Below are 23,813 nucleotides of genomic sequence, written 5' to 3'. Positions count from 1 at the left end.
TCTATCCTTTCACCGCGCCAAGCGACAGGCCTTCGACCAGGTAGCGCTGTGCATAGAGGGCGAGCGCCAGCGTCGGCGTGATCGAAAGCACGATGGCTGCCGAGATCTGGCCGTACTGGATGCCCGAGGAGGTGATAAAGGCGAGCGCGCCGACTGTCACCGGCTGCTTGTCGGCCGAGGCTAGCACCAGCGCGAAGACAAAATTGTTCCAGGCGAAGATGAAGGCGAGCAGGCCGGCGGCGGCGATGCCGGGGCCGGCGAGCGGCAGCGCGATCTTGCGGAAGGTGGCGAACCAGGAATGGCCGCCGATGCGGTAGGCATATTCGATGTCGGCGGGAATATCCTCGAAATAGCCGCGCACGATCCACAGGATCAACGGCAGGCAGATCAGCTGATAGACCCAGATCAGTCCGACATAGGTGTTCGCCAGCCCAAGCTTCTGGAAATAGAGGGTGAGCGGCAGGAGCACCAGCAGCGCCGGCGCGAACCTGAACGACAGCAGCGTGAAGGCGATATCCTCCGAGCCGCGGAACTTGTGCCGCGCGAAGGCGTAGGCAGCCGGCACGCCGAGCAGCAGCGAGACGGCAACCGAGGTCACCGACAGGAACACCGAATTCCAGAGATTGCGCATGAAGGCGATGTCGAGCGTGCCGGCGGCGGTCATCAGCTTGCCGGTGATCAGTGCGGTATAGTTGGCGAGCGTCGGCTCGAAGACCAGCTGCGGGGGAATGCGCAGGATGGTCTCATTGGTCTGGAACGACATCATGAAGATCCAGACGATCGGGAACATGAAGAAGATCACGACCAGCGTCAGCGCTGCGCCGCGCAGGATGCGCTCCAGCAAGGACGTATGTTCCATTGCTGCCTCCTATGCCTGGCCGCGGGCGCGTTCGCGCAGCCGCAGCCAGTTCTTGATGAAGATGTTGGAGAGGAAATAGGTGATCGCCCAAAGGATGATCATCAGTGCCGCCGAGCGGCCGACATTGGTCGACTGGAAGAAGTTGAGGTAGGCCTCGACCTGGAAGACTGTGAGCGTGTCGCCCGGCCCGCCTTGTGTCATCGCGTAGATGATGTCGAACTGCTGGATGGAATCGAGCAGGCGAAACAGCGTCGCCGTCAAGATGTAGGGCGTCAGCATCGGCAGCGTGATGCGGAAGAACACGAAGCTCCTCGGCACGCCATCGAGGGCCGCAGCCTCGAAGGGCTGTGTCGGCAGGCTGCGCAGGCCGGCGAGCAGCAGGATCATGATGAAGGGCGTATAGACCCAGATGTCGACGAGCACGACGGTGAACAGGGCCGTCGACGGCGACGAGGCCCAGCGGAAATCCTGCAGCCCGATCAGGCTGGCGAGATAGCTCAGCACGCCGAAGCCGGGATTGGTCATCAGCTTCCACATCAGCGCAGCAAGAGCCGGCGCCGTCATCAGCGGCATCAAGAGCATGATCGAGATGAAGTTGTTCAGTGTCGAGCGCTTCTGCAGCAGCAAGGCGATGGCCAGGCCTAGAAGCAGCTCCAGCACGACCGTGGTGCCGGCATAGAGCAGCGAAACCTTGAGCGTGTTCCAGAACTTCGGGTCGGTGAAGAAGGAGATGTAGTTGTCACCCCAGTTGAACTGGCGCGCCCAGGGCTGGCTCAGCCGGTAGCGCTGGAAGGAATAGACGACCGAGGTCAGGAACGGGATGAGGATGCCGATGCAGACCAGCAAGGCCGGCAGGCTGAGAACGTAGGGCAGCACCCGCTTGCTGATCCTGAAGCCGGATGGCTTGTGCCTTTGCGATACCACCGCAGTCATCGAGCTGCTCCGTTGTTACTGTCGCTTCGCCCCTGCCGGCCGCCCAAGGGAGCAAGGCGGCCGGTCGGGCGAAGTTGCGGCGCTTTTTCTCGAGCATCGGATTTTCCCAAAACCGGATTCCACTTTTGGGTCCGATGTCCAGGCACCGCATCGCAAACATGAAAAGGTGTGACGAGGGCCGGCCCGCCAAGCAGGCCGGCCCTCGTTGCGACTTAACCCAGACCGGCCTCTTTGAGCTGGCCGTTGATGCTTTCGGCGAGCTTGTCGAGGCCCTCGTCGACCGGCACCTCCTTGGACACCATCTTCTGCAGCGTCGCCGCCCATTCGGTGGTGAGGTCGAAGAACAGCGGCTGCGCGGTGAACTTGATGCTGGCGCCCGGCGCCGAAGCGTCGAACATCTCGACATAGCCCGGATAGCTCTTGTTCAGCTTCTCGCGGAACATCTCGTCCTTCCAGACCGACTGGCGGACCGGATTGACGAAGTCCATCTTGGTGGCGCCGAACAGCCCATGCTCCGGCCCCGAGGCCCATTGCATGAAGTACCAGGTGGCGTCCTTGTCCTTGGAGAAGTTGGACATCGACAGCGACCAGATCCAGATGTTCGGTGTCGGCGCCTTGGCGGCCGGGTTGGCCTTGAAGGCGGCGAAGGCAAGCTTCCCGGCCATCTTGTTGTCGCCGCCATTCATGAAGTAGCCGAGGATGTCGGCGTCGAAGATCATCGCCGAGGCGCCGGCGCCGAGATCGGTACCGACCTGATACCAGGTGTAGGTCGACCAGTCCTTGGGGCCGCTCTCCTGGATCATCTGCACCCACTGCTTGTGGAAAGCCTTGGACTGTGCGGTGTTCATGGCGGCCGACAATTTGCCGTCGGCCGACACATTCAGGTCCTTCTGGTCGAAATTGGCGTAGGCCGACAGGAAGCCCGGATGGATCGTCGCCCAGGAGCGCGAGCCGCGCACGCCGATGCCGTAGACGCCGCCGCCGACATCCTTGGTGAGCTTGGCCGCCGCGGCCACCATCTCGTCCATGTTGCCGGGGACCTTAACGCCCGCCTTGTCGAACATGCCCTTGTTGTAGGTGATGTTGTTCTGCTCGAAGCCCCACGGAATGCACCACTGCTTGGCATCCTCCGAACCCAGCGCGCCGCCCGGCTTGCCGTTCCAGGCACAGGAATTCCTGACGCCGGGCAGGAAGTCGTCCCAGGCATAGTTCGGGTTGGTCTTGGCCGGGTCCTTGATCCATTCGTTGAGATCGGTGATCCAGCCGGCGGGACCATAGGTCCAGGTCATGTAGGCGCCGGTCATGAAGGCATCGTATTCGGGCGAGCTTGCCGACAGCGCGGCCGTGACCTTGTCGAAATAGACGTCCTCGGGGAACACGTCATAGACGACGTTCATGCCGGTCAGCTGTTTGAAGTTCTCCAGATCGGCGATCATCGCATCGGCATAAGGATGCTTGTTGAGCAGGAGCTTGATGGTCTTGCCCTTATGCGCCTTCCAGTCGAAATCGGCGGCCAGCGCGCGGGTCTGCCCAAGGTTGAGCAGCGTGCCGGCGGTGCCGGCGGCAAGGCCCATCGCACCCAGGCCCTTGATCAGTCCGCGACGGTCCACTTGACCGCGCAGGAAGGCATTGATGAGGTCTTTCTCTTTCTCATGCATTTCGTCTTCTCCTCCACAGGGTAGTTTCAACTGAACTGACGCCAGCTACCCGACCGGCGTCTCTTCTTCCACGAGCGATCGCGCCGTCCGCTCGTCTGAAATCAAGCCCTTGAGATAGCGCCCCTCCAGCACTGACTTGATGGCACGAACCTTCACCTTGCCGCCGGCAACGGCGACAATCCGGCGGTTGCTGATATCTTCACGGGCCAGCGCCAACGCCCGGTTGGATACGGTGGTGGCGACCGCATTGCCGGCCTCGTCGAAAAAGTGGCCGAGCAATTCGCCGACACCGCCATTGCGGCGGATCTCCTCCATCTCGCCTTTCTCGATCATGCCGGTGGCGACCAGCGACGCCTCGCGTTCGGCGGTGCCGATGCCGGCAAGCAGCAGGTCGGCGGATTTGGCGAGATCGAAGACTTCGCTGATGCCCTTCTGCCCGAGCAGCACAATCCGGTCCTCGGCCGTGTTGGCGAACATCGGCACCGGCATCACATAGGCTTCGGCGCCGGTGCGCTCGGCGAGACGGTGAATGACGTCATGGGGGTTGGCCGAGAATTTGCGCGTCAGGCCGCCAAGCAGCGAAACGAAGCGGATCCGGTCGGTCGAGGTGCGCGGCAGGTATTCGACGCAAGCCGCGAGCGTGCGGCCATGGCCGACACCGATCAGCGCCTGCTCGCCGCGTTCGATCTCGCGCTTGAGGAACTGCGCGCCGGCAATGCCGAGCGCCTTCAGCGGCAGATCCTCGGAATCGAAGTCCGGCACCACCTCGCAATAGTCGAGGCCGTAGCGGCGGGACAATTCGTCCTCGAGCTCGACGCATTCGGAAACTTCGCCGTCGATATAGACCTTCACCAGCCCTTCCTGGTTGGCCTTGGTGATGAGGCGGTGGGCCTTGAGGCTGGTCAGCCCCAGCCGCTTGGCAACCTCGGACTGGGTCATGCCGCCGGCGTAATGAAGCCAGGCGGCACGCGCCGCCATGCTGCTTTCATCGTCGCGCAGGAGGCCGTTGCCGAACCCTACCATTTCCACCCTTTGATATTTTTATCAGTTGCTGCAAAATTTTTCACAAGGCATGATCAGAGTCAAGCGACGATCTTCCCCCGGGTCGTCGCGGAGGTTCAAAACGGCTCCTGGCCGTCCAATGACATCTGTGCATGGCAAACGCCGCGAAAGGCCGGCCCCTGGCGCAGCCCGGTCAGGAGCCGCGACGGGCTGCGGACGTAGAAAGGCCGCTTATGCTTCGCTCAAAAATTCGATGACCATCGCCGCTGTCCAGGTGAAGCGGCCGCCGCCGAGCGGCTCGCCGGTGAGCGGATCGTAATATTCGGCAAAGCCGCTCTCGCAGATCAAGTCGAGGCTGGACTGGGTGATGCGTTGTGCGACCTGGTCGTGGCCGGCGGCGGCAAGCCCGTCCGCGATCATGTAGTTGACCACCAGCCAGATCGGACCGCGCCAGTAGCGTTTGGCCTCGAAACGCAGATCACCGAGATCATGCGACGGCACGACATAGCGTGCCTTGCCGGCCAGCCGCTCGACCTTTGCGGCGACCGCCGCGGCACGATTTTGCGGGATGGCCGCGAAGGCGGGCAGGATGCCACCAACGGATGCGCTGTCGATCAGTTCGCCGGTGATGCGGTCGAGGCAGAGATACTGGCCATGCGCATCGCTCCACAGCCGCTCCATCGCCGCCAGGCCTTTTCGAACGCGGGCGCGGTTGATGGCGGCAATCTCGGTTTCGCCGAGCGCCTCGGCGAGATCGGCAAGATCGGTCGCGGCGCGGATCAGGATGGCGTTGAAGCCGGGATCGACGACCCGGAAGGGCGAGGCGTCGTGCAGCCTGGCATTGTCCCAGCCAAGCCCGCGAAAGTGCTGCACCAGCCAGATGTAACGGTCATACTGCTCGCGTGTCGGACGGTGCGCCGGATCGGCGTGCAGGGTGTCGCGGCGCGTGTAGGGCTCGACGCCCTCGGTCGGCACACGTTCGAAGGCGTCGTCCCAGTCGATCGAATTGTCGCGGCCTGACTCCCAGGGATGGATGATGGCGACCAGCCCCTCCCCCTTGGGGTCGCGGTTCTGGTAGAACCAGCGGTGCCAGGCGTCGATCTTAGGCAGCAATGCACGGGCCCGCTCCGCGGCCAATTTCCTGTCCTTCGCCCTGTCGAACAGGCGGCGCGCGGCAAAGCCTGCGACCGCCGGCTGGGTGATGCCCGAGGTGGCGGTCGGACGGCCGGTGCGCCAGACCTCGGGGCCGGGAAAATAGCTGTCGTTCCAGACGTGGAAGACAATGTGCGGCACCATGCCGTCCGGCCACTGATGCGCGAACAATGTCTCGATCTCGGTCCAGGCGCGCGCCTCGTCGTAATGGGCAAGGCCGAGCGCGGTCAGGCAGGAATCCCAATTCCACTGGAAGGGATAAAGCCCCTTCGTCGGAATGGTGTAGTCGCCCTGGTCGTTCTCCTTGAGCACTTCGACGGCGCGGGCGATGATTTCATTGATGGCGGCAGCGGTCATGGGCATTTCAGGACTTTCGGCGTCAAAGGGCATTGCTGGTTTCGGGGTCGAACCAGCGGATGCGATCGGGTTTGGGCGCCAGCCGCAGGTGATCCCCGACCTTTACGCCGGCATCCGAGTCCAGGATGGCGCGGAACAGACCGCCCTCGACATCGCAGGTGACCAGCGTGTGCGGTCCGAGCGGCTCGATGACACGCACTGTGGCCTGAAGGCCCTTGTCGCCGGCATCGACATCCTCGGGGCGAATGGCGAATTCGAGCTTCTGCCTGTCTGATTTGGGGCCGGACAGCGTGAGCCCAGCAACAGTCCAGTCTCCATTCTCGGCCTTGGTCGCCGGGATAAAATTCATCGGCGGACTGCCGATGAAGGAGCCGACGAAGCGCGCGGCCGGATTGCGGTAGACCTCGACCGGCGAGGCCGCCTGGACGATGCGGCCCTGATGCATGACGGCGATGCGGTCGGCAAGGCTCATCGCCTCGACCTGATCGTGGGTGACATAGATGGTTGTGGTCTTCGAGGCGGCGAGCACGCCCTTGAGCTCGGCGCGCATTTCCAGCCGCAGCAGCGCGTCGAGATTCGACAGCGGCTCGTCCATCAGGATGACGTCGGGCTCCATGGTGAGCGCGCGGGCGACGGCGACACGCTGGCGCTGGCCGCCGGACAATTGACCCGAGTAGCGCTTCAGCAGCTGCTCGATATGCATCAGCTCGGCGGTGCGGTTGACGCGGCGCTCGACCTCCTGCTGCGGCAGTTTCTTCATGCGCAGGCCGAAGGCGATGTTCTCGAACACGGTCAGATGCGGGAAGACGGCATAGTTCTGGAACACCATGGCGATGCCACGGTCGCGCGGCGGCAGATGGTCGACGCGGCGGCCGCCGATCCAAACCTCGCCCTGGCTCGGCGTCTCCAGCCCGGCGACGATCCTGAGCAGCGTGGTCTTGCCGCAGCCCGAGGCGCCGAGCAGCACCATGAATTCCTGGTCTGATATGGTGAGGTCGACCTGATGCAGCGCGGTGAAGCCGCCGAAGCGCTTGGCCACGCCCTTGATTGCGATTTCAGCCATGGGCCGTCTCCGTGTCGCGCGTCATCGGTTGGCGATCCCCCACATGGCGAACAAATATTTTCGAACGGCGAAGATGAAGATCAGCGCCGGCACGACCAATGCGGCACCGCCCGCGAATTTGAGATAGAGCGGCGACTCGCCAAGGCTTTGCAGCAGGAAGGCGGTCAGCGTGCGGTTCTCGATGGTGAGCACGGCGGCGGCGAACACCTCGTTCCAGGAGATGGTGAAGGCAAACACCGCCGAGGCGGCGATGCCGGGCAGCGCCAGCGGCAGGATGACTTTGCGAAAGGCCTGCCAACGCGTGCAGCCGAGCGTCCAGGCCGCTTCCTCCAGTTCGACGGGAATGCCCGAGAAGAGCGAGAAGGTGATCAGCACGGCAAACGGCAATGCCAGCGTGGTGTGCACCAGCGCCAGCCCGATGGCAGTGTCGTCGAGGCCGGTGCGAATGAACATCACCGCCAGCGGCAGCGCCAGGAGCGGCAGCGGGAAGGCGCGGGTCATCAGCACCAGGAAGCGGAACGTGCCCTTGCCCGGGAAATCGAAGCGCGACAGTGCGTAGCCGGCCGGCGCGCCGAGGCCGATGGCCAGGATCATCGTCAGCGTGGCGACGAGCACCGAATTCCACAGTGCCCTGGCGACGCCGGCGAAATTGATGAAGAATGAGAGACTGCCAAGATCAAAGGACGGGAAGAAGCGCTTTGGAAAGGCTGTTACCTGTTCCGGCGACGACAGCGCGTTGACGATCAGGAGATAGATCGGCAGCAGCACCCAGACGCAAAGCAGGATGGCGGTGGCGATCAGCAGCCAGTCGCCGGCCTTGCGTGCATCGGCGGGCGCGGCCGCGAGCGGCGCTTCGGCGACAGCGCTCATATCCGGGCCTCCTTCATATCCGCGCCTCCCGGGGCACGCGCAGCACCCTGAGGAAGAACAGCGTGAAGCCGATCGAGATGGCGAGGATGAGCAACGCCGAGGCGGCGGCGACATTGCGGTCCTGCAGCGTGAACTGCCAGTTGTAGGTCTCGCCCATCAGCACCGGCAGATTGGTGCCGCCAAGGGCGGCGACCACGGCGAAGACCTCGAAGGCGAGGATGACGCGCAGGATGATCGCCGTCTGCAGGCTGGGCCGAAGCAGCGGCAGCGTGATGCGCGCAAAGCGCTGCCACGGGCTGGCGCCGAACACCTCCGCCGCCTCGTAATATTCCCTGGGGATCAGGCCCATGCCGGCGACGAGGATGACCATCATGATCGCGGTGGCCCGCCAGATCTCGGCCAGCGCCACGGCGATGAAGATGGTCAGCTTGCTCTGGTAGCCAAGGAACATGACCGGTTTGTCGACGACGCCAAGGCTCGACAGCAGCGTGTTGAGGAAGCCGGACTGATCGAAGATGGCGAGCCAGATCAGGCCGGCGGCGAGGTCCGAAATGCCGAGCGGAATGGCGAAGACATAGAGCGCGGCACTGCGCCCGGTCTGGAGCCGCGACACCACGCTCGCCATCAGCAGCGCCATGGTGAGCTGGATCGGCACCACGATCGCCGCAAGAAACAGCGTCTTGCGGACGGTGACGGGGAATTTCCAGCTGCCGGCCATGGTGCGGAAATTGTCGAGGGTGAAGGCGCCGTCGCGGGTGACCGCCTCGAAGGCGACCAGCACGAATGGATAGAGGAAGAAGAGGCAGAGGAACACCGTCGCCGGCATCAGCAGCAGATAGGGCAGAGCCTTGCCATGCATGGTGTTTGTCCTTTGCGATGCCATGGTCGAGCGCCGCGGCCTGGGCGCCCGGAGTGCAACAAACTCCGGGCGCCCCTCGGGAGGATATTAGTCGACGGGGCAGGCGCCCTGGGATGGCTTGTCGGGCGCCCAGCATGGCGCCTTCGACTGATCGATGATCGCCTTGAGCGCCGTCGCTTCCTCGCCAAGCACGCCGTGCACGTCTTCGCCGCCGAGCACGATACGCTCGAAACTGTCGGTATAGACCTGGTTGAATTTGCCATCGAGATCGCCGAGCCCCATCGGCAGCAGCGCCGGCACCGCATCGGGAGCCCCGGTCATGGTGGCGATCGCCGGGCCGAAGGCCTTGACCGAGGCCGGCATGTCATCAGGCAGCTTGACGTCGACGACCGGGAAGAAGTTGGTCGCTTTCAGCGTGGCGATCTGGGTTTCCGGCTTCAGCATGTAGGCGATCAGCGCCTTGGCCTTGTCGATATCAGGCGAGGTCTTGGGAATGGCGACACCGGCGACGACAGGCATGAAGCCTCGACCGGCAGGGCCGGCAGGCGCCGGGAAGGCGACGAAGTCGTCCGGCTTCTTGTTGAAGGCATCGGCGAGCCGCGCGACATGGTCGAATGCCACCCAGACTTCACCTGAGAGCAATGGTTCCTGCATGAAGGCATAGTTGGTCGAGTTCGGGTTGGTGTACTGCCACAATTCCTTGAACTTGTTCCACGCCGTCTCGGCCTCGGCCGAGCGGAATTTTGTGACCATCGAGCCAGTGTAGGACGGATAGAGGAAACCCTCGAAGAAGCGGTGCCTCAGCCCCTTGGGACCGGCCGGAAAACCGAACTTCGGCGAGCCGGTCTTCTCGGCGATGTTCTTCGACCATTCGATGAGCTGGTCATAGGTGATGGTGTTGAGGTCGACGCCCGTGGGCAGATATTGCAGCGCCTGCTTGTTGGCCGCCATCAAATAGGTGGCCTGCATCCAGGGCATGTATTTCTGCTCGCCGGTGCCGAGCATGCCGAGCTTCCTGTAGGCCTCGTTGATCTTGACCCCACCGACATCGGCGCCGGACAGGTCGACAAGGTTGGCGCCGACGCTGGAGAAATCGCCGTGCAAGCCGCCAAGCACGCCGATGGTGCCGGTGCCCGCCTGCAATTCGGCCTGCAGGCGGGTGAGCCAAGGGCCGGTTTCGGCGACCTGGTAGTCGACCGCGCCCTCAAAACCCTTCAGCACCTCGTCGCGCATCTTCTGCGTCTCTTCGACCGGGCGCGCCTGCGTCGACCAGAACAGCACCTGCTGGGCCTCGGCGCCACCAGCGGCGACCGCCAGTGCCAGCGCCGCGCCTGCCAGTATCTTCAATGCTTTCATCATGATCTCCTCCCTGGATTTGCGCCGTCATGGCGGCGTCAGTTTCTTGTCCGCGGTGCGGGCCCGTGACTTGCCCGCGCAACCAGTGTCGGCTGGATCAGCCGCGTCAGCGGCACCGCAGGCCGGTCGCCGATGACCCTGAGCAGCATGTCGGCGATTTCGCGCGCGCATTGGCGGATCGAGGCGTCGAAGGTGGTGAGGCCCGGCGGCGCATAGGCAGAGGCGGCGATGTTGTCGAAACCGATGACGGAAAGGTCGCGCGGCACGCTAAGACCCGCCCGCGCGGCCTCCTCCATCACCGTCAGCGCCAGTTCGTCGAACAGGGCGACGATGGCAGTCGGCCTATCAGAACCTTGCAGCATGCGGTTGACCGCCTCGATGCGCGCCTTCTGGTCGAAACGCGGCGCCGTGACCACGTCCAGCCGCACCGACGGGTCGCCCCGCCGTGCGATTGCCGCGGCGAGACCGTCCTGCCTGAGATGACGAAAGGTCATCGGTTCGGAGATCGTCACCAGGCCGAAATGGCGGTGGCCGAGATCATAGAGCATGTCGAAGGCTTCGCCGAAGGCGTGCGCGCCGTCGGTGTCGAGCCAGTTGTAGCCGAAGTCGCTGTCGAGCAGCCGGCCGTGAGCGACGAACGGAAAGCCACGCTCGCGCAGATAGGCAAGGCGCTCGTCTGTCTCGGCGATGCGCGTGACGACGACGCCATCGGCGCGTCCGGATTCGACGACATGGCGAAGCACCGACAGCTCCGAATGACCAAGTGCGGCGGTGGCAAGGATGAGGTCGGCGCCATGCGACACCAATCCTTCGCCGAGCCCGGTGACGAATTCGCCGAGAAAGGAATCGACAAGGTTGGGTCCGCGTATCGGCAACACAAGGCCGACGAAGCCGCTGCGGCCGGAGACCAGTGTGCGCGCCGCCGTGTTGGGCACATAGCCGGCCTGGCGCGCCGCCTGCGCGACGCGCTCGCGTGTCTTCTGCGCGATCTGCTCATGGCCGGCGAGCGCGCGCGAGACCGTCGTGATCGACAGGTCGAGGCTTGCCGCAAGCTCCTTCAGCGTGATGACACGGGTCGTCACCGATCCTCCCTCAGGCGAGTTTGAAACGTTTGTAATCGCGTTTCACAAAATTGCAAACGTTTTAAATTTCACTCAGGGGTATCGGCGTCTCGAATTTCAGCTCGGGAAGGAGGGAGTGCACGCAAGCCTAGGTGCCTGCTTTGCTCCGCAGGCACCCTACCGGCCAGTCAATCGAAAATTGAGAGAGCCTACTGTAAAATCCGTGCGGCGGGCGGCATGGAATGGTCATGCGCGATGCCGGCGTCGGCATCCCCGACGCCGAGCGCACGGTCGAGACCGGTCGCCACCACCGAAACCCTGAAGCGGCCTTCCATGCTCTTGTCGAAGATGGCGCCGACGATGATGTCGGCGTCCTCATAGACCTCCTCGCGGATGCGGGTGGCGGCCTCGTCGACCTCGAACAGCGTCATGTCGCGGCCGCCCGATATCGAAACCAGCACGCCTTTGGCGCCCTTCATCGACACCTCGTCGAGCAGCGGATTGGCGATCGCGGCTTCCGCCGCTTTCATCGCCCGGCTTTCGCCCGAAGCCTCGCCGGTTCCCATCATGGCACGGCCCATGCCGCGCATGACCGACTTGACGTCGGCGAAGTCGAGATTGATCAGGCCTTCCTTGACGATGAGATCGGTGATGCAGCTGACGCCGGAATAAAGCACCCGGTCGGCGATGACGAAGGCGTCGGCGAAGGTGGTCTTGGCATCGGCGATCCGGAACAGGTTCTGGTTGGGGATCACGATCACCGTGTCGGCGGCCTCGCGCAGCCGCTCGATGCCCTCCTCGGCCATCTGCATGCGGCGCCGGCCCTCGAAGGTGAAAGGCTTGGTGACGACGCCCACCGTCAGGATGCCGGCCTTGCGCGCCGCCTGGGCAATGATCGGAGCAGCGCCGGTTCCCGTGCCGCCGCCCATTCCGGCGGTGACGAAACACATATGCGTGCCGGCCAGATGGTCCATGATCTCGTCGAGCGATTCCTCGGCCGCGGCACGGCCGATCTCGGGCAGCGATCCGGCGCCCAGCCCTTCGGTCACGTGAGCGCCGAGCTGGATCAGCCGCGTCGCCTTCGACATGGTCAGCGCCTGGGCATCGGTGTTGGCGGCAATGAATTCGGTTCCCTGAAGCTGTTCCGCGATCATGTTGTTGATGGCGTTGCCGCCGCCGCCACCGACGCCGATAACGGTGATCTTCGGTCTCATCTCGGAGATCTCGGGCTTCTTGAACTCCGCCATGCCGCTTTCTCCTTGGCCAATTTGCGCGCGCTTCACGGCCCACCCGCAACTGCCCCTGTCGAGAGTGCAATCGAGCGGCATGACGCGAATCAGTCCGTTCGGATGGGTACCCCAAAAAGCCAGAGACCGGCCAGACGTGCAAGTGCGGACAAGGTCAAGATTTGTGATGAACAGGCAGACCTTGCGCGACCGGCCTGTCTGGCCCCGGGCGATCGCGCTCGATCCGGCAGCCTCAGGACGCCTTGCGCTGCTGGATTTGGCTGGTCGCCCGTTCCAGGATCGGCATCATGAGCGCGAACGATTCCGCCTGCGATGAAGGCTGCATTTGTCGTAGAGCTGCTTACGAAAAACAGGGGTACGAGAGAATTGTCCAATTTGCCATCCAGGAGAGCGCACAGGCCGGGATCGCGGCGATGAAACGTCCTGTCGATCATGGCGCCATGGCCGTTTCAGGCTACACGGTTCCCTGGCACACAGCGGCCGGAACGCCTATCGCTCTCCATGTCTCGTCGTCGCGGCAAGTGCGCACTGTGCGGATCGTTCGGCTCGACACGCCCACGGCCGAGTTCATGGACTGGCATGTCGAGCCGACCGCGGATGCGGTTGCGCATCGCGACTTCGATCATGGATCCTTCCTCAAGATCGCGGCGTCGGAACTGGCCAAGGCCGCGGAAATCACCGGCGTCGCCTTCGAAGTGTATTTGACCCGCAATGACGGCGCCCGCGTGCTCTTCGAGTGCGGAAACCTGCGTCTCGGATTGCAGGACGGGCGGCTGACGTCAGGCGCTGACGGCAAGCCGCAGGAAATCGGGCAGAGCTTGCCGGCAAACACCTGGCTGGCGGTCGACATTTCGTCGGGTGGCAGCGGGACGGTGCTGAAGATCAGTTCCGACGATCTCCTGTCGCCGTTTCGCCTGCATCGTCAATTCGACCTGCCTTGGTCCGTGTCCGGCGACATGATCTTCGGCGCCAGCGCGGCAAACGATGTCAGGTCGCTCAACGCCAAATTCGGGTCGATCGCCCTGCAAAGCGAGACCGGACGCATTGCCTGGACCTTCCCTACCCTGCTGCCGAGCGGCCCGATCGCCTCGACAGGCGGAGACAGCGTCCTTTTGCTGGAGGCAGTCAACCAGCCGGCCTTCTGCATGACCTCGCGCCGCTGGGACGGGTCGAGCTTCGATCCAAGGCTGGTGCCGTCGCATTATGACGCGGTGCATTGCCATGACGACGATATGGGCGCGTTGCAGTGGCCGGCCTCCTACCATTTGCAGATCCCGGCCGAGGCGTCTGCCGCCGTCTATGCCTTCGAGATTGGCCATGACGGTGGATCGGAGCGCATCGTCTTCTTCATCACCTCGTCGGCACGCCGGGCGCCGTTGCTGTTCCTGGTGCCGACCGCCACCTATCTCGCCTATGCCGATGAATTCCTGCCGGCGCATCTCTACGAATGGATGTGCGAGGACCGTGGCCATCGCTTCGCGATCGATAACAATCTGAAATCGCTCTACGATTATCATAGCGACCTCAGCGGCGTGTCGATCTCTTCCTACAAGAAGCCGAAGGCGACGCTGCGCGACGATTACAATTACCCCCTGTGCGGCTGCCCGCACAACCTACCGGTCGACCTGCATTTTCTGCGCTTCTGCCACAACAACGGCATCGCTTTCGATCTCATCACCGACCGCGACCTGCATGAGCGGGGCGTTGCTGGCCTGCAGGGCTACCGGGCGGTCGTCACCGGCAGTCATCCCGAATACATGTCGGTCGACATGGAGCATGCGCTGCGCCAGTTCGCGGCGACGGGCGGCAGCATCGCCTATCTCGGCGGCAATGGTTTTGCCGGCAAGGTCGCGTTCCAGGACGATCTGATGGAACTGCGCCGCTCGCCGCTCGAGGCGGGCCGAACCTGGGACGGGCCGATCGCCGAACAGTCGCTGTCGATCACCAACCAGCCGGGCGGTTATCTCCGCGCCAGCGGGCGCGGCGAATTCTCGCTGACCGGCGTCGCTATTTCGCTGATGGGTTTCGACGGCGCGCGGCCCTTCACGCGCACGCCGGAAAGCCATGACGCTTCAGCCGCCTGGCTGTTCGACGGGGTCGCCAGCGAGACCTTCGGCGACGAAGGCATCGTGCTCGGGGGTGCTGCCGGCTATGAGGTCGACGCCACCGACCCGCATCTTGGCACCTCTCCCGATACGATAGTCATTGCCCGCGCGACCGGCTTCCCGGACAGCTTCGTCCACGACGCGACGCGCTGGTACGAGGGTGGCGCGGACGAGCACGCATCGCGGCGCTGCGCGGAGATGACGCTCCGCCATCTGCCTTCGGGCGGTCTGATCTTCTGCGCGAGTTCGGTCGCCTGGTGCGGCGCCTTGCCGGCGGGCGATGCCATGAACGACGTCGGCAGGATCACGAAGAATTTGCTGACGCACCTGGCGGCGGCAAAGAGCGGCGACGTTGGGCGATGAGCGTTGTCGGGCCGGCGAGCGGCACCATGGAAATCGCGTCGGTGCCGGCCGAGAACCGCGATGTCATACGCCTGCGGCCGCATCGCGAGTTGGCTTGCCGGTCGATGATTGAAGCGTCTATCATGCACCGTCCGCGGCTGTTGTTGCCAGGCCAGATTTCAGAACGAGTGAAGTAGCGCTCCCGCCCATGGCCGACAGAACACAATTCGGGTTGAGCGCCGTCGACACCGTTCCCTTGCATGAGAAGGTCTATCTGGAGCTTGTGCGGGCCCTGATGTCCGGCCAGTTCACGCCCGGCCAGAAACTGACCTCGCGCAAGCTCGCCAAGGAACTTGGCACCAGCGACATGCCGGTGCGCAGCGCCTTCATGCGGCTGCAGGCGCTGCGGGCGCTGAGTCCGATGCCGAACGGCAGCGTCGAGGTGCCGGTGATTTCAGCCGACCGGTTCTCGCAGCTGACCGCCGTGCGCACGATCCTGGAAGGCTCGGCGACGGAACTCGCGACAAAACGCATCAACGGCAACAATCTGCGGACGATCCGGCGCCACTCCACGGAATTGACCCAGGCGGCGCGCCAGGGCGATATCGACGACTATCTCAGGAAGAATTACGCCTTCAAATTTTCGATCTATCGCCATTGCGGCAACGAACAGATGATCTTCCTGATCGAGACCGTGTGGATGCAGGTCGGCCCGTTTCTGCGGAATCTCGCCATGGGGTTCGAGGACGATCTCTCCTCCATCCTCGACATCGACTATCACGAGGAAGTCGTCGCCGCGATCGAAGCCCAGGACGTGACGCGCGCCCGCGCAGCCATTGTTCGCGACATTGACGAAGGCGCCGAGCACATCCTGCGGCAGGCCCGATTTCCGGAAACGGGAAACTAGTACCGCCGCGCGGCAATTGAGCTACTTGTCTTTCCAGAAGTCGGCCTGGAGTTGCGCCGCTTCATCGGCAAGCAGCGGGCCGACGACTTCAGTCGGACGCTGCCCAGCTTCGAAGACGATCGTGCAGGGCAGGTCGAGTGTGGGATTCTCGACATGTGCACCCGTCAACACCTTGAGGCCATGTTCGCTCTGCCCAAAGACGACCCTTCCGATGCCCGCCCAATAGATTGCCCCGGAGCACATCGCGCAAGGTTCGGCCGAAGTGTAGAGTGTGCAAGAGGCCAGCTCTTCGAGACTGAAATTCATGCCCGCCCACGAGGCCAGCAGCCTTTCGGCATGAGCGGTGCGGTCGCCCCCTCCGGCCTTGTAAGCGTTGGGTTGCTCGCGCAACACATTGCCGTCCTTGTCGGCGAGGAGCGAACCAAAGGGATGTTCGCCGGCGTCACGGGCCTTGCGCGCGACTTCGAATGCCTGACGGAGCAGGCGCTCATCATAGGGGCGTTGTGGCATCCGCAATCCTCCGGCAGTGCCGCCTGATCATAGTGCCGAACAATCCGCCAGCTCAAGTCGACCCGAAATGCCCCTTGGCTTTCCGGCGCCTTGTCTCTATGTTGCGATCGCAGATCGCGAAATTGGTTTTAAAATGCCTCCCGACATCCCAGCTAGTGAATTGAAAAAATAAGGAAAAATATCCGGCACCGACCGGATATGCTTTCCGAAAACTCACAAGCATTTTTACCAGGGATAGCACAGCCGATCAGGCTTGGGCATTTTCGAAAACCAGAGGTTTTAAAATTGAGCGATGCAATTGCGGACGTCCTGAGCTGGCTTGAAAGCCGAAGCGACATCCAAAGCCTGAGGGCGGCGGTGTGCGACCTCAACGGCGTCATGCGGGGAAAACGCATTCCGGTCGAGCAGGCGCGCAAGGCGCTGGAGGGCAAGCTGCGCATGCCCTATTCGCTGATCGGGCTCGACATCTGGGGCGAAGATATCGAGGGCAACACGCTGGTTTTTTCGACCGGCGACGCGGACGGCCTTTGCCAATGGACGGGACGCGGCATCCTGCCGGTGGAATGGACTGCGCATCCGACGGCACTCGTCCCGCTCTGGCTCGCCGACGAAAACGGCGCGCCCTATCTCGGCGATCCGCGGCGGGCACTGGCCCGCATCCTCGACCGCTACAAGGCGCTCGGCCTGACCCCGGTCGCGGCAACGGAACTTGAATTCTATCTGGTCGATCCGCAATCGCAGCGGCCGGTTGGGCCTGTCTCGCCGGTCACCGGGCGGCGTCTCGATTCCGACGCGGCGTTGTCGATCGACGAGATCGACGATTTCGAGGCCTTCATCCACGATGTCTACGAAGCCTGCCGCGCGCAAGGCATTCCCGTCGACACGGCCATTGCCGAAAACGGCGTCGGCCAGTTCGAAATCAATCTGAACCATGTCGCCGATGCCTTGCGGGCGGCCGACGATGCGGTGTTGTTCAAGCGCACGGTGAAGGGCATTGCCCGCAAGCATGGCTTTGCCGCCTGCTTCATGGCCAAACCCTATGGCGACCGTGCCGGCAACGGCTTTCACGTCCATTTCAGCCTGGTCGATACCGAGGGACGCAACGTGTTCGACGACGGCACGGATCAGGGCTCGGAAACCATGCGGCACGCGGTCGGCGGGCTGCTGGCGGCAATGGCCGAGAGCACGCTGGTGTTCGCACCGCATTTCAACTCCTACCGCAGGCTTCGCCCGCGCTCCTATGCACCGACCGCGGTCGCCTGGGGTTACGAGAACCGCATGGTCGCGATCCGCATTCCCGGCGGCCCTGCGGCCGCGCGCCGCATCGAGCATCGCGTGTCGGGAGCGGACGCCAATCCGTATCTCGTGCTTGCCGCCATACTGGGCGCGGCGCTGATCGGCATTGAAAAGCAGATGTCGCCAGGCGATCCGGCCCGGAGCGATGGCCAGGGCGTCGCGCCGGCCAAGCTGCCGCCGGACTGGGCCTCGGCGATCGCGACATTCGAAAGCGGGACGCATGTGGCGGAGATCTTCCCGGCGATCCTGCGTGACTCCTTCATCGCCTGCAAACGCCAGGAGCTGAACACGTTTGCCCTCAACGTCAGCGACTTCGAGATCGAGACCTATCTCGAAAGCGTCTGAGGCATTTACGACGACTGCTCGGCCTTCAGCACCGAGACTGCCGCCTCGCTGTTGTGGACATAGTCGTTGGCGTCCGGCTGCCTCTGCAGCAGCAGGATGAACAGGAGGTCGGTCAGCGTCAGCTGCGCGTCGCGTGCGGTGATGGAGGATGAGCGCGCGCGCTCCTCATCGGCGATGGTGTAGAGGCGGATGTCGGCGACCCGGCTCAACGGATTGTCATGCAGACCGGTGACCGCGATCACCATCGTGCCGCGCTTGCGGGCAAGCTCGGCGATACGCAAGGTTTCGATGCTGGCGCCGGAATAGGAGAGTGCGAACAGCACGTCGCCTGGCCCGAGCGTCGAGACATTGGCCATCTGGATGTGGCTGTCGCTGTCGTGCAGGACATTGCGGCCGAGCTTCATCAGCTTATAGGAGAAATCGCGCGCCACCAGCGAGGAGGCGCCGACGCCGACCAGATGGATGCGGCGCGCGCCATCCAGCAGTTCCAGCGTCCTGGAGATGATGCGCTCGCTGTTGGCGGCGACGGTCTGCTGCATCGACAGAAGCTTGCTGCCGATCAGCTTCTTCAGGATGACCGGGTAGCCGTCGCCGACCTCGATCGAGCCGTGGATGACGCCGGCCGGCACATGCCATTCCTGCGCCTTGGCCTCGCTGACCGCGAGCTTCAGCTCCTGGTAGCTGGCATAGCCGAGCTTCTGGCTGAACTTGACGACGCTCGACTGGCTGCGTCCGATCTCGGCGGCGAGTGCGGCCGTCGACAGCCGCAGCATCTGGTCGGGGTTGTTGACGATGTACCGGCCGATCTCACGATCGCCGGGCGCCATGCCATCGAGCTTCGCATTGATCCTGTTCAGAACGGACACGGATTCCCTCTCGCTTTTCAGGCCGCAAGCCGCGCAGCCGGCTGACTGGGTCGCCACAAAGGAATAAATTATTCCAATTTCGATTGACAGCCAAGAATGCACAATTAACTCTCGACTGGTCACACAAGGTTTTCGGCGCATGGACAGATTGCGGATCGTCGGCGGACAAAGGCTGCAAGGCGCGGTCACCATATCCGGCGCCAAGAACGCCGCACTGCCGCAGATTGCGGCTGCCCTGCTCAGCCCCTACCCGCTCGAACTGACCAATTTGCCCGATGTGACCGACGTCGAGAACATGCTCGGTGTGGTGCGGCTGCACGGCGCCGAAGTCACGCGGTCGGTCCATGCCGCGACGATCGACACCAGCGCCGCCGTTTCCAAGGAGACGTCCTACGACACGGTGCGGAAGATGCGCGCGACGGTGCTCGTTCTGGCGCCGCTGCTCGCCCGTTTCGGCCACGCGCGGGTTTCGCTGCCGGGCGGCTGCGCGATCGGCGCCCGGCCGGTCGACATGCATGTCGCGGCACTCGCGGCACTGGGCGCCCGGATCGCCATCGAGAACGGCTTGATCGTCGCCTCTGCGCCGAACGGACTGACCGGCACGCGCATTGTCTTGAGCTCGCCATCGGTCGGGGCAACGGAAACCGCCGTCATGGCGGCAACCACGGCCAAGGGCGAAACCGAGATCCTCAACGCGGCGCGCGAGCCGGAGGTGGCTGATCTCGCCGCTTGTCTCAATGCCATGGGGGCGCGCATCGAGGGCGCCGGCACGCACCGCATCCTGATCGCCGGCGGCACCAGCTGGCACGCGGCCCGGCACGACATCATCCCGGACCGTATCGAGGCCGGCACCTATGCCATCGCCGCCGCTATCACCGGCGGCCAGCTCGAACTGACGCACGCCCGGCTCGAGCACATGGCCTCGGTTGTGCAATTGCTCGAGGCTACCGGCGTCAGCGTCTGGCCCGGCGACCGCGGGCTCATCGTGTCGCGCGACCGGCCGCTTAGGGCTGTCGACCTCACGACGGAACCTTATCCGGGGTTTCCGACCGACCTGCAAGCGCAGTTCATGGCGCTGATGTGTTGCGCCGACGGCGCTTCGCTGCTGCGTGAAACCATCTTCGAGAACCGCTTCATGCATGTGCCCGAACTGATGCGGCTCGGCGCCAACATCAAGCTGCAGGGGACCACGGCGCTGGTGCGCGGCGGCGAGAGATTGCACGGCGCGCAGGTGATGGCCACCGATCTGCGCGCGTCGGTGTCGCTCGTGCTGGCGGCGCTGGTCGCCGAGGGCGAGACGACGATCAACCGCGTCTATCACCTCGACCGCGGCTATGAGCAGCTGGACCGTAAGCTTCGCCTTTGCGGCGCCGACATCGAGCGGCTGAGCGCATGAGTGGCGCGGATTATTTTCTCGGCGTCGATGGCGGCGGCACGGGCTGCCGGGCTCGTATCGAAGATGCGGAGGGAACCGTGCTGGGACAGGGCCTATCCGGCCCGGCGACGACGCGGCTCGGCATCGAGGCGGCCTGGGCCTCCATTGCCAGAGCATTTGGCGCGGCGATCGAGGAGGCAGGGTTCGGACCGGCCGAGACTGCTGGGATTCGCGCGGGCATCGGCCTGGCCGGTATCGGCCGCAAGGGCGCGCTGGAGGCGTTGCGGACAATCGCGCATCCGTTTGCCAGCATCGATTTCGTCAGCGACGGCGTCGGCGCCTGCCTTGGCGCACATTCCGGTCAGGACGGCGCCATCGTCATTGCCGGTACGGGCTCGATCGGGCTCGGCTTCGTCGAGGGCCGCGACCTGCGCGTCGGGGGATACGGTTTTCCGATCTCTGACGAAGGCAGCGGCGCCGATCTTGGGCTGAAAGCCGTGCAACTGGCGCTGCGCGCCCATGACGGCCGGCACGAGCGGACGGCGCTGCTGGCAGAGGTGATGCAGCGCTTCGACGGCGACCCGATGGAAGCCGTTGCCTGGATGGACCGCGCCAGCGCCACGGATTATGCGGCCCTCGCGCCGATGGTGATGCGCCATGCCGACCAGGGCGATCCGGCCGGACGGCGCATCGTGCAAGGTGCCGCCGAGCAGATCGATACGCTGGTGCGGGTACTGTTCGAAAAGGGCGCGCCACGCGTGACCTTGCTGGGCGGCCTCGCCAGCCCGCTCGAACCCTGGCTCTCCCCCGATGTCCGGCGCCGCCTGAAGCCAGCTGACGGCGACGCCGTATCCGGCGCGATCATCCTTGCCAAACGATCGCTCTGCGCCTGACAGGGCAGGAATAATATATTCCAAATATGTGTTGACGGTACGAATATCCAATTCTAAAAAGTTAACAAAGGCTAACACGGCAGCAACCATGGACCCTATGAGCCGTGCACAGCGTTTCAGACGAAGGGCAATGCTCTCTGTTGGCTCTGCCGTATGAGTTGAAAGCACTGGGATGACCGAGCAAGGGTTGATGTCCGAGCTGGACCGGCTGGTTTCCGAGGGCCGCAATCCAAGGACTATCGACATCGACCTGCTGGCGACCATCGACGTCCTGCGCAGGATCAATGACGAGGACAGGGTGGTCCCGGCGGCTGTCGAAAAGGTGCTGCCGGAAATCGCCGCGGCGGTCGATCGTATCGTGCTTGCCTTCCAGAAAGGCGCACGACTGATCTATCTGGGTGCCGGCACCAGCGGCCGGCTCGGGGTTCTCGACGCTTCGGAATGCCCGCCAACTTTCGGCGTGCCCGAAGGGATGGTCATCGGGCTGATTGCTGGTGGTCGCGACGCCCTGGTGCGATCAACAGAAGGCGCTGAGGATGATCCGAGGCGAGGCGCCAAGGCATTGCAGGAGATCGGGCTTACACCGGACGACGTCGTGGTCGGCATCGCGGTCAGCGGGCGTACGCCCTATGTCATCGGCGGATTGAACTATGCCAGGCAAGTAGGGGCCACCACGGTCGCCCTGTCCTGCAATCCTGCGTCGACCATTGCCGGCGTCGCCGACATTGCCATCTCGCCGGTTGTCGGCCCGGAGGTGCTGACCGGCTCGACGCGGCTGAAGTCGGGAACCGCGCAGAAGCTGGTGCTCAACATGCTGACCACGGCCTCGATGATCCGCATCGGCAAGAGCTATGAGAATCTGATGGTCGACCTCAATCCGTCCAACAGGAAGCTGGTGGCGAGGGCGATCAGGATCGTCATGCAGACGACCGGCTGCTCGGCGCAGCAGGCCAAACAGGCACTCGCCCGGACCGGCAACGACGTCAAGCTGGCGATCCTGGTGACGATCACCGGGATGGGCATCGAGGACGCGCGGACAGCTCTCGGCAAGGCCGGAGGATTCCTTCGAAAGGCAATTAGCGACGGACGGCACGACGCGAGGGACAAGACGGCGTGAAGCCGCTTAGACTGGGCCGATACTCCAAAGCATGTGTACCTTGGAAGCGGTCAGGAGAAACTGCAAGGCATCAGGTCAAATCATAATGGGAGACGAAAATGATAGGGCATCTCACAAGAACATTGCTGTCGGGTATCACGGTTGCCGCGATGCTCGGCGTAGCCGCGGTTTCGACGCAGGCGGCGACGCTGCACATGGCCTGGTCGCAGGACGCAACCGGGCTTGATCCGCACAAGCAGACGGCGTTTTCGTCGCTGCGGCTGCTGGAGCTGATCTATGAGCCGCTGGTGCGGGTCGATGCCAGCCTGCGGATCATCCCCGCCATCGCCACGTCCTGGGAGTTTTCCAAGGATGGCAAGGAGCTGACCTTCAAGCTTGACCCCAAGGCGAAATTCCAGGATGGCACGGCCGTGACCTCGGCCGACGTCAAGGCCTCGTTCGAGCGCATCCTCGACGAGAAGACGGGCGCGGCCGCGCGCGCCAATTTCCTGTCGATCGCCAGCATTGACACGCCCGATCCGGCGGCCGTCGTGTTCCACCTGTCGCAGCCCGACGTGCCGATCCTGACAGCGATGAGCGACGTCAACGCGGCTATCGTTCCGGCAAGCGAGATCAAAGCCGGCTCTGTTGGCACCAAGGCGGTCGGCTCGGGACCGTTCAAGCTCGACAAATGGGACCCCAACGCCAAGGAAGTGTTGAGCGCCAACAAGGACTGGGCCGGGGGAGCGACCGGCGTCGACGGCATCGAGATCAGCGTGCTGCCCGACGAAGCGGCGATCCTGGCCGCCATGCGCACCAAGCAGATCGACTTCGCGCTGCTCAACGATCCGCTCGTCGCCACGCTGGTGCCGAAGGAGGCCGGCCTGCAGCTGAACCGGGTGCCGGTGCTGGCCTATAACGTGCTGCAGCTCAATCCGTCGCGCAAGCCGATGACCGAACTCAAGGTGCGCCAGGCGATCTCCTGCGCCATCGACCGGCAGGAGGTGCTGGACACCGCGGCGCTCGGCGAAGGCAAGGTCACCGGCCCGCTGACGATCCCTGCCCTGGCGACCGATCCAAGCCAACTGTTCTGTTACAAGCGCGATCTCGACAAGGCCAAGAAACTGATGGCGGAAGCCGGCCTTGCCGATGGATTCTCGGCGACCGTGATCGGCGCCACTGGCGAGCCGCCGACGGCGGCGGCGGAAGCCCAGGTCATCCAGTCGCAGCTCGCTGAAATCGGCGTCAAGCTCGATATCAAGATGATGGAGCTCAACGTCTATGTCGACGCCTGGCTGAAGGGCGATTTCGATATGGCGATCGCGCTCAATGGCGGCCGGGCCGACCCCTATACCATGTACAACCGCTACTGGACCAAGACAGGCAATCTGCAGAAGGTGGCCAACTACATCGACGACACCCTCGACAGCCTGATGCAGAAGGGCCGCGCCGAGACCGATCCGGCCAAACGCAAGGCGATCTTCGCCGAGTTCGAGAAGCATCTCGCGGAGGTGTCGCCGTGGATCTGGCTCTACACGTCCTACAGCTACACGGCCCAGCAGAAGACGGTCGCCGGCTTCGTGCCGACGCCGACGGGCACGCTGTTCAGCCTGAGCAAGGTTACCATCCAGCAGTAGCCGCAGGTATCGGACGAGAGGACT

The 23,813-nt window shown here is 63.8% G+C and carries 21 protein-coding genes; 8 read left to right on the top strand and 13 right to left on the bottom strand.

The window, feature by feature from the left end; translation table 11 throughout:
* Position 1: 1 nt before the first annotated feature.
* The 11 genes from JT360_RS09830 to ftsZ all read right to left on the bottom strand — a co-directional run bounded on the left by JT360_RS09830 (position 2) and on the right by ftsZ (position 12,417).
* Entirely contained in the window at positions 2-859 is an 858-nt protein-coding gene (locus JT360_RS09830; protein WP_214471325.1) for a carbohydrate ABC transporter permease, read from the bottom strand.
* Between the two features lie 9 nt (positions 860-868).
* Positions 869-1,792, bottom strand: a complete 924-nt coding sequence (locus JT360_RS09825) for a carbohydrate ABC transporter permease (RefSeq protein ID WP_023764804.1) — start codon at positions 1,790-1,792, stop codon at positions 869-871.
* Positions 1,793-2,004: 212 nt separating this feature from the next.
* A complete protein-coding gene (locus JT360_RS09820) occupies positions 2,005-3,450 on the bottom strand; it encodes an ABC transporter substrate-binding protein (RefSeq protein ID WP_214471324.1) in 1,446 nt (481 codons plus the stop codon).
* 45 nt (positions 3,451-3,495) lie between these two features.
* Positions 3,496-4,473, bottom strand: coding sequence for a sugar-binding transcriptional regulator (locus JT360_RS09815; protein ID WP_214471323.1), 978 nt, complete (start codon positions 4,471-4,473; stop codon positions 3,496-3,498).
* 210 nt (positions 4,474-4,683) lie between these two features.
* Positions 4,684-5,961 carry an amylo-alpha-1,6-glucosidase gene (locus tag JT360_RS09810; protein WP_214471322.1) on the bottom strand — a complete coding sequence of 426 codons (1,278 nt, stop codon included), beginning with the start codon at positions 5,959-5,961 and terminating at the stop codon, positions 4,684-4,686.
* A 22-nt stretch (positions 5,962-5,983) separates the two neighbouring features.
* Positions 5,984-7,024 (bottom strand): ABC transporter ATP-binding protein, encoded by a 1,041-nt coding sequence (locus JT360_RS09805; protein ID WP_214471321.1) that lies wholly within the window; start codon positions 7,022-7,024, stop codon positions 5,984-5,986.
* Positions 7,025-7,045: 21 nt separating this feature from the next.
* A complete protein-coding gene (locus tag JT360_RS09800; protein ID WP_214471320.1) occupies positions 7,046-7,894 on the bottom strand; it encodes a carbohydrate ABC transporter permease in 849 nt (282 codons plus the stop codon).
* A 13-nt stretch (positions 7,895-7,907) separates the two neighbouring features.
* A complete protein-coding gene (locus JT360_RS09795; protein ID WP_214471319.1) occupies positions 7,908-8,753 on the bottom strand; it encodes a carbohydrate ABC transporter permease in 846 nt (281 codons plus the stop codon).
* A gap of 87 nt (positions 8,754-8,840) precedes the next feature.
* Entirely contained in the window at positions 8,841-10,112 is a 1,272-nt protein-coding gene (locus tag JT360_RS09790) for an ABC transporter substrate-binding protein (RefSeq protein ID WP_214471318.1), read from the bottom strand.
* A 35-nt stretch (positions 10,113-10,147) separates the two neighbouring features.
* The gene (locus JT360_RS09785; protein ID WP_214471317.1) at positions 10,148-11,191 is read right to left on the bottom strand and encodes a substrate-binding domain-containing protein; all 1,044 of its coding nucleotides are present in this window, start codon (positions 11,189-11,191) and stop codon (positions 10,148-10,150) included.
* Between the two features lie 188 nt (positions 11,192-11,379).
* Entirely contained in the window at positions 11,380-12,417 is a 1,038-nt protein-coding gene (gene ftsZ / locus JT360_RS09780) for a cell division protein FtsZ (RefSeq protein ID WP_214471316.1), read from the bottom strand.
* A 413-nt stretch (positions 12,418-12,830) separates the two neighbouring features.
* On the opposite strand from ftsZ, the gene JT360_RS09775 reads away from it, so the two are divergent.
* The 3 genes from JT360_RS09775 to JT360_RS09765 are packed head-to-tail and all read left to right on the top strand — an operon-like array spanning position 12,831 to position 15,771.
* A complete protein-coding gene (locus JT360_RS09775) occupies positions 12,831-14,885 on the top strand; it encodes a N,N-dimethylformamidase beta subunit family domain-containing protein (protein ID WP_214471315.1) in 2,055 nt (684 codons plus the stop codon).
* Positions 14,882-15,061 (top strand): hypothetical protein, encoded by a 180-nt coding sequence (locus JT360_RS09770; protein WP_214471314.1) that lies wholly within the window; start codon positions 14,882-14,884, stop codon positions 15,059-15,061. Before JT360_RS09775 ends, JT360_RS09770 begins: the two co-directional genes overlap by 4 nt.
* Before the next feature lie 11 nt (positions 15,062-15,072).
* Positions 15,073-15,771, top strand: a complete 699-nt coding sequence (locus JT360_RS09765; protein WP_214471313.1) for a GntR family transcriptional regulator — start codon at positions 15,073-15,075, stop codon at positions 15,769-15,771.
* Between the two features lie 21 nt (positions 15,772-15,792).
* Here the strand turns inward: JT360_RS09765 and JT360_RS09760 are convergent, their stop codons facing one another.
* Entirely contained in the window at positions 15,793-16,281 is a 489-nt protein-coding gene (locus tag JT360_RS09760) for a nucleoside deaminase (RefSeq protein WP_214471312.1), read from the bottom strand.
* A gap of 285 nt (positions 16,282-16,566) precedes the next feature.
* Here JT360_RS09760 and JT360_RS09755 point away from each other — a divergent pair, with 285 nt between their 5' ends.
* On the top strand, positions 16,567-17,922 hold the full coding sequence (locus JT360_RS09755) for a glutamine synthetase family protein (RefSeq protein ID WP_214471311.1): 1,356 nt from the start codon (positions 16,567-16,569) through the stop codon (positions 17,920-17,922).
* A 5-nt stretch (positions 17,923-17,927) separates the two neighbouring features.
* Here JT360_RS09755 and JT360_RS09750 read toward each other — a convergent pair whose 3' ends face one another.
* The gene (locus JT360_RS09750) at positions 17,928-18,788 is read right to left on the bottom strand and encodes a MurR/RpiR family transcriptional regulator (RefSeq protein WP_214471310.1); all 861 of its coding nucleotides are present in this window, start codon (positions 18,786-18,788) and stop codon (positions 17,928-17,930) included.
* A gap of 139 nt (positions 18,789-18,927) precedes the next feature.
* Here JT360_RS09750 and murA point away from each other — a divergent pair, with 139 nt between their 5' ends.
* From murA to JT360_RS09730, 4 genes are all read left to right on the top strand, one after another.
* A complete protein-coding gene (gene murA, locus JT360_RS09745) occupies positions 18,928-20,184 on the top strand; it encodes a UDP-N-acetylglucosamine 1-carboxyvinyltransferase (protein ID WP_214471309.1) in 1,257 nt (418 codons plus the stop codon).
* Positions 20,181-21,056, top strand: a complete 876-nt coding sequence (locus tag JT360_RS09740; protein WP_214471308.1) for a glucosamine kinase nucleotide-binding domain-containing protein — start codon at positions 20,181-20,183, stop codon at positions 21,054-21,056. Before murA ends, JT360_RS09740 begins: the two co-directional genes overlap by 4 nt.
* Positions 21,057-21,228: 172 nt before the next feature.
* Entirely contained in the window at positions 21,229-22,173 is a 945-nt protein-coding gene (murQ, locus tag JT360_RS09735; protein ID WP_214471307.1) for an N-acetylmuramic acid 6-phosphate etherase, read from the top strand.
* Positions 22,174-22,271: 98 nt separating this feature from the next.
* Entirely contained in the window at positions 22,272-23,789 is a 1,518-nt protein-coding gene (locus JT360_RS09730; protein WP_214471306.1) for an ABC transporter substrate-binding protein, read from the top strand.
* The last annotated feature ends 24 nt before the right edge of the window (positions 23,790-23,813 follow it).

This window comes from Mesorhizobium sp. dw_380, assembly GCF_018588885.1.
Classification (GTDB): Bacteria; Pseudomonadota; Alphaproteobacteria; order Rhizobiales; family Rhizobiaceae; genus Mesorhizobium.
This window is presented reverse-complemented; position numbering and strand designations above follow the sequence as displayed.

Excerpts from the sequence above, each read along its gene's own strand:
- JT360_RS09830 (WP_214471325.1), bottom strand. The coding sequence starts at position 859 with ATGGAACATACGTCCTTGCTGGAGCGCATCCTGCGCGGCGCAGCGCTG.
- JT360_RS09825 (WP_023764804.1), bottom strand. The coding sequence starts at position 1,792 with ATGACTGCGGTGGTATCGCAAAGGCACAAGCCATCCGGCTTCAGGATC.
- JT360_RS09820 (WP_214471324.1), bottom strand. The coding sequence starts at position 3,450 with ATGCATGAGAAAGAGAAAGACCTCATCAATGCCTTCCTGCGCGGTCAA.
- JT360_RS09815 (WP_214471323.1), bottom strand. The coding sequence starts at position 4,473 with ATGGTAGGGTTCGGCAACGGCCTCCTGCGCGACGATGAAAGCAGCATG.
- JT360_RS09810 (WP_214471322.1), bottom strand. The coding sequence starts at position 5,961 with ATGACCGCTGCCGCCATCAATGAAATCATCGCCCGCGCCGTCGAAGTG.
- JT360_RS09805 (WP_214471321.1), bottom strand. The coding sequence starts at position 7,024 with ATGGCTGAAATCGCAATCAAGGGCGTGGCCAAGCGCTTCGGCGGCTTC.
- JT360_RS09800 (WP_214471320.1), bottom strand. The coding sequence starts at position 7,894 with ATGAGCGCTGTCGCCGAAGCGCCGCTCGCGGCCGCGCCCGCCGATGCA.
- JT360_RS09795 (WP_214471319.1), bottom strand. The coding sequence starts at position 8,753 with ATGCATGGCAAGGCTCTGCCCTATCTGCTGCTGATGCCGGCGACGGTG.
- JT360_RS09790 (WP_214471318.1), bottom strand. The coding sequence starts at position 10,112 with ATGATGAAAGCATTGAAGATACTGGCAGGCGCGGCGCTGGCACTGGCG.
- ftsZ (WP_214471316.1), bottom strand. The coding sequence starts at position 12,417 with ATGGCGGAGTTCAAGAAGCCCGAGATCTCCGAGATGAGACCGAAGATC.
- JT360_RS09775 (WP_214471315.1), top strand. The coding sequence starts at position 12,831 with ATGAAACGTCCTGTCGATCATGGCGCCATGGCCGTTTCAGGCTACACG.
- JT360_RS09770 (WP_214471314.1), top strand. The coding sequence starts at position 14,882 with ATGAGCGTTGTCGGGCCGGCGAGCGGCACCATGGAAATCGCGTCGGTG.
- JT360_RS09765 (WP_214471313.1), top strand. The coding sequence starts at position 15,073 with ATGGCCGACAGAACACAATTCGGGTTGAGCGCCGTCGACACCGTTCCC.
- JT360_RS09760 (WP_214471312.1), bottom strand. The coding sequence starts at position 16,281 with ATGCCACAACGCCCCTATGATGAGCGCCTGCTCCGTCAGGCATTCGAA.
- murA (WP_214471309.1), top strand. The coding sequence starts at position 18,928 with ATGGACAGATTGCGGATCGTCGGCGGACAAAGGCTGCAAGGCGCGGTC.
- JT360_RS09740 (WP_214471308.1), top strand. The coding sequence starts at position 20,181 with ATGAGTGGCGCGGATTATTTTCTCGGCGTCGATGGCGGCGGCACGGGC.
- murQ (WP_214471307.1), top strand. The coding sequence starts at position 21,229 with ATGACCGAGCAAGGGTTGATGTCCGAGCTGGACCGGCTGGTTTCCGAG.
- JT360_RS09730 (WP_214471306.1), top strand. The coding sequence starts at position 22,272 with ATGATAGGGCATCTCACAAGAACATTGCTGTCGGGTATCACGGTTGCC.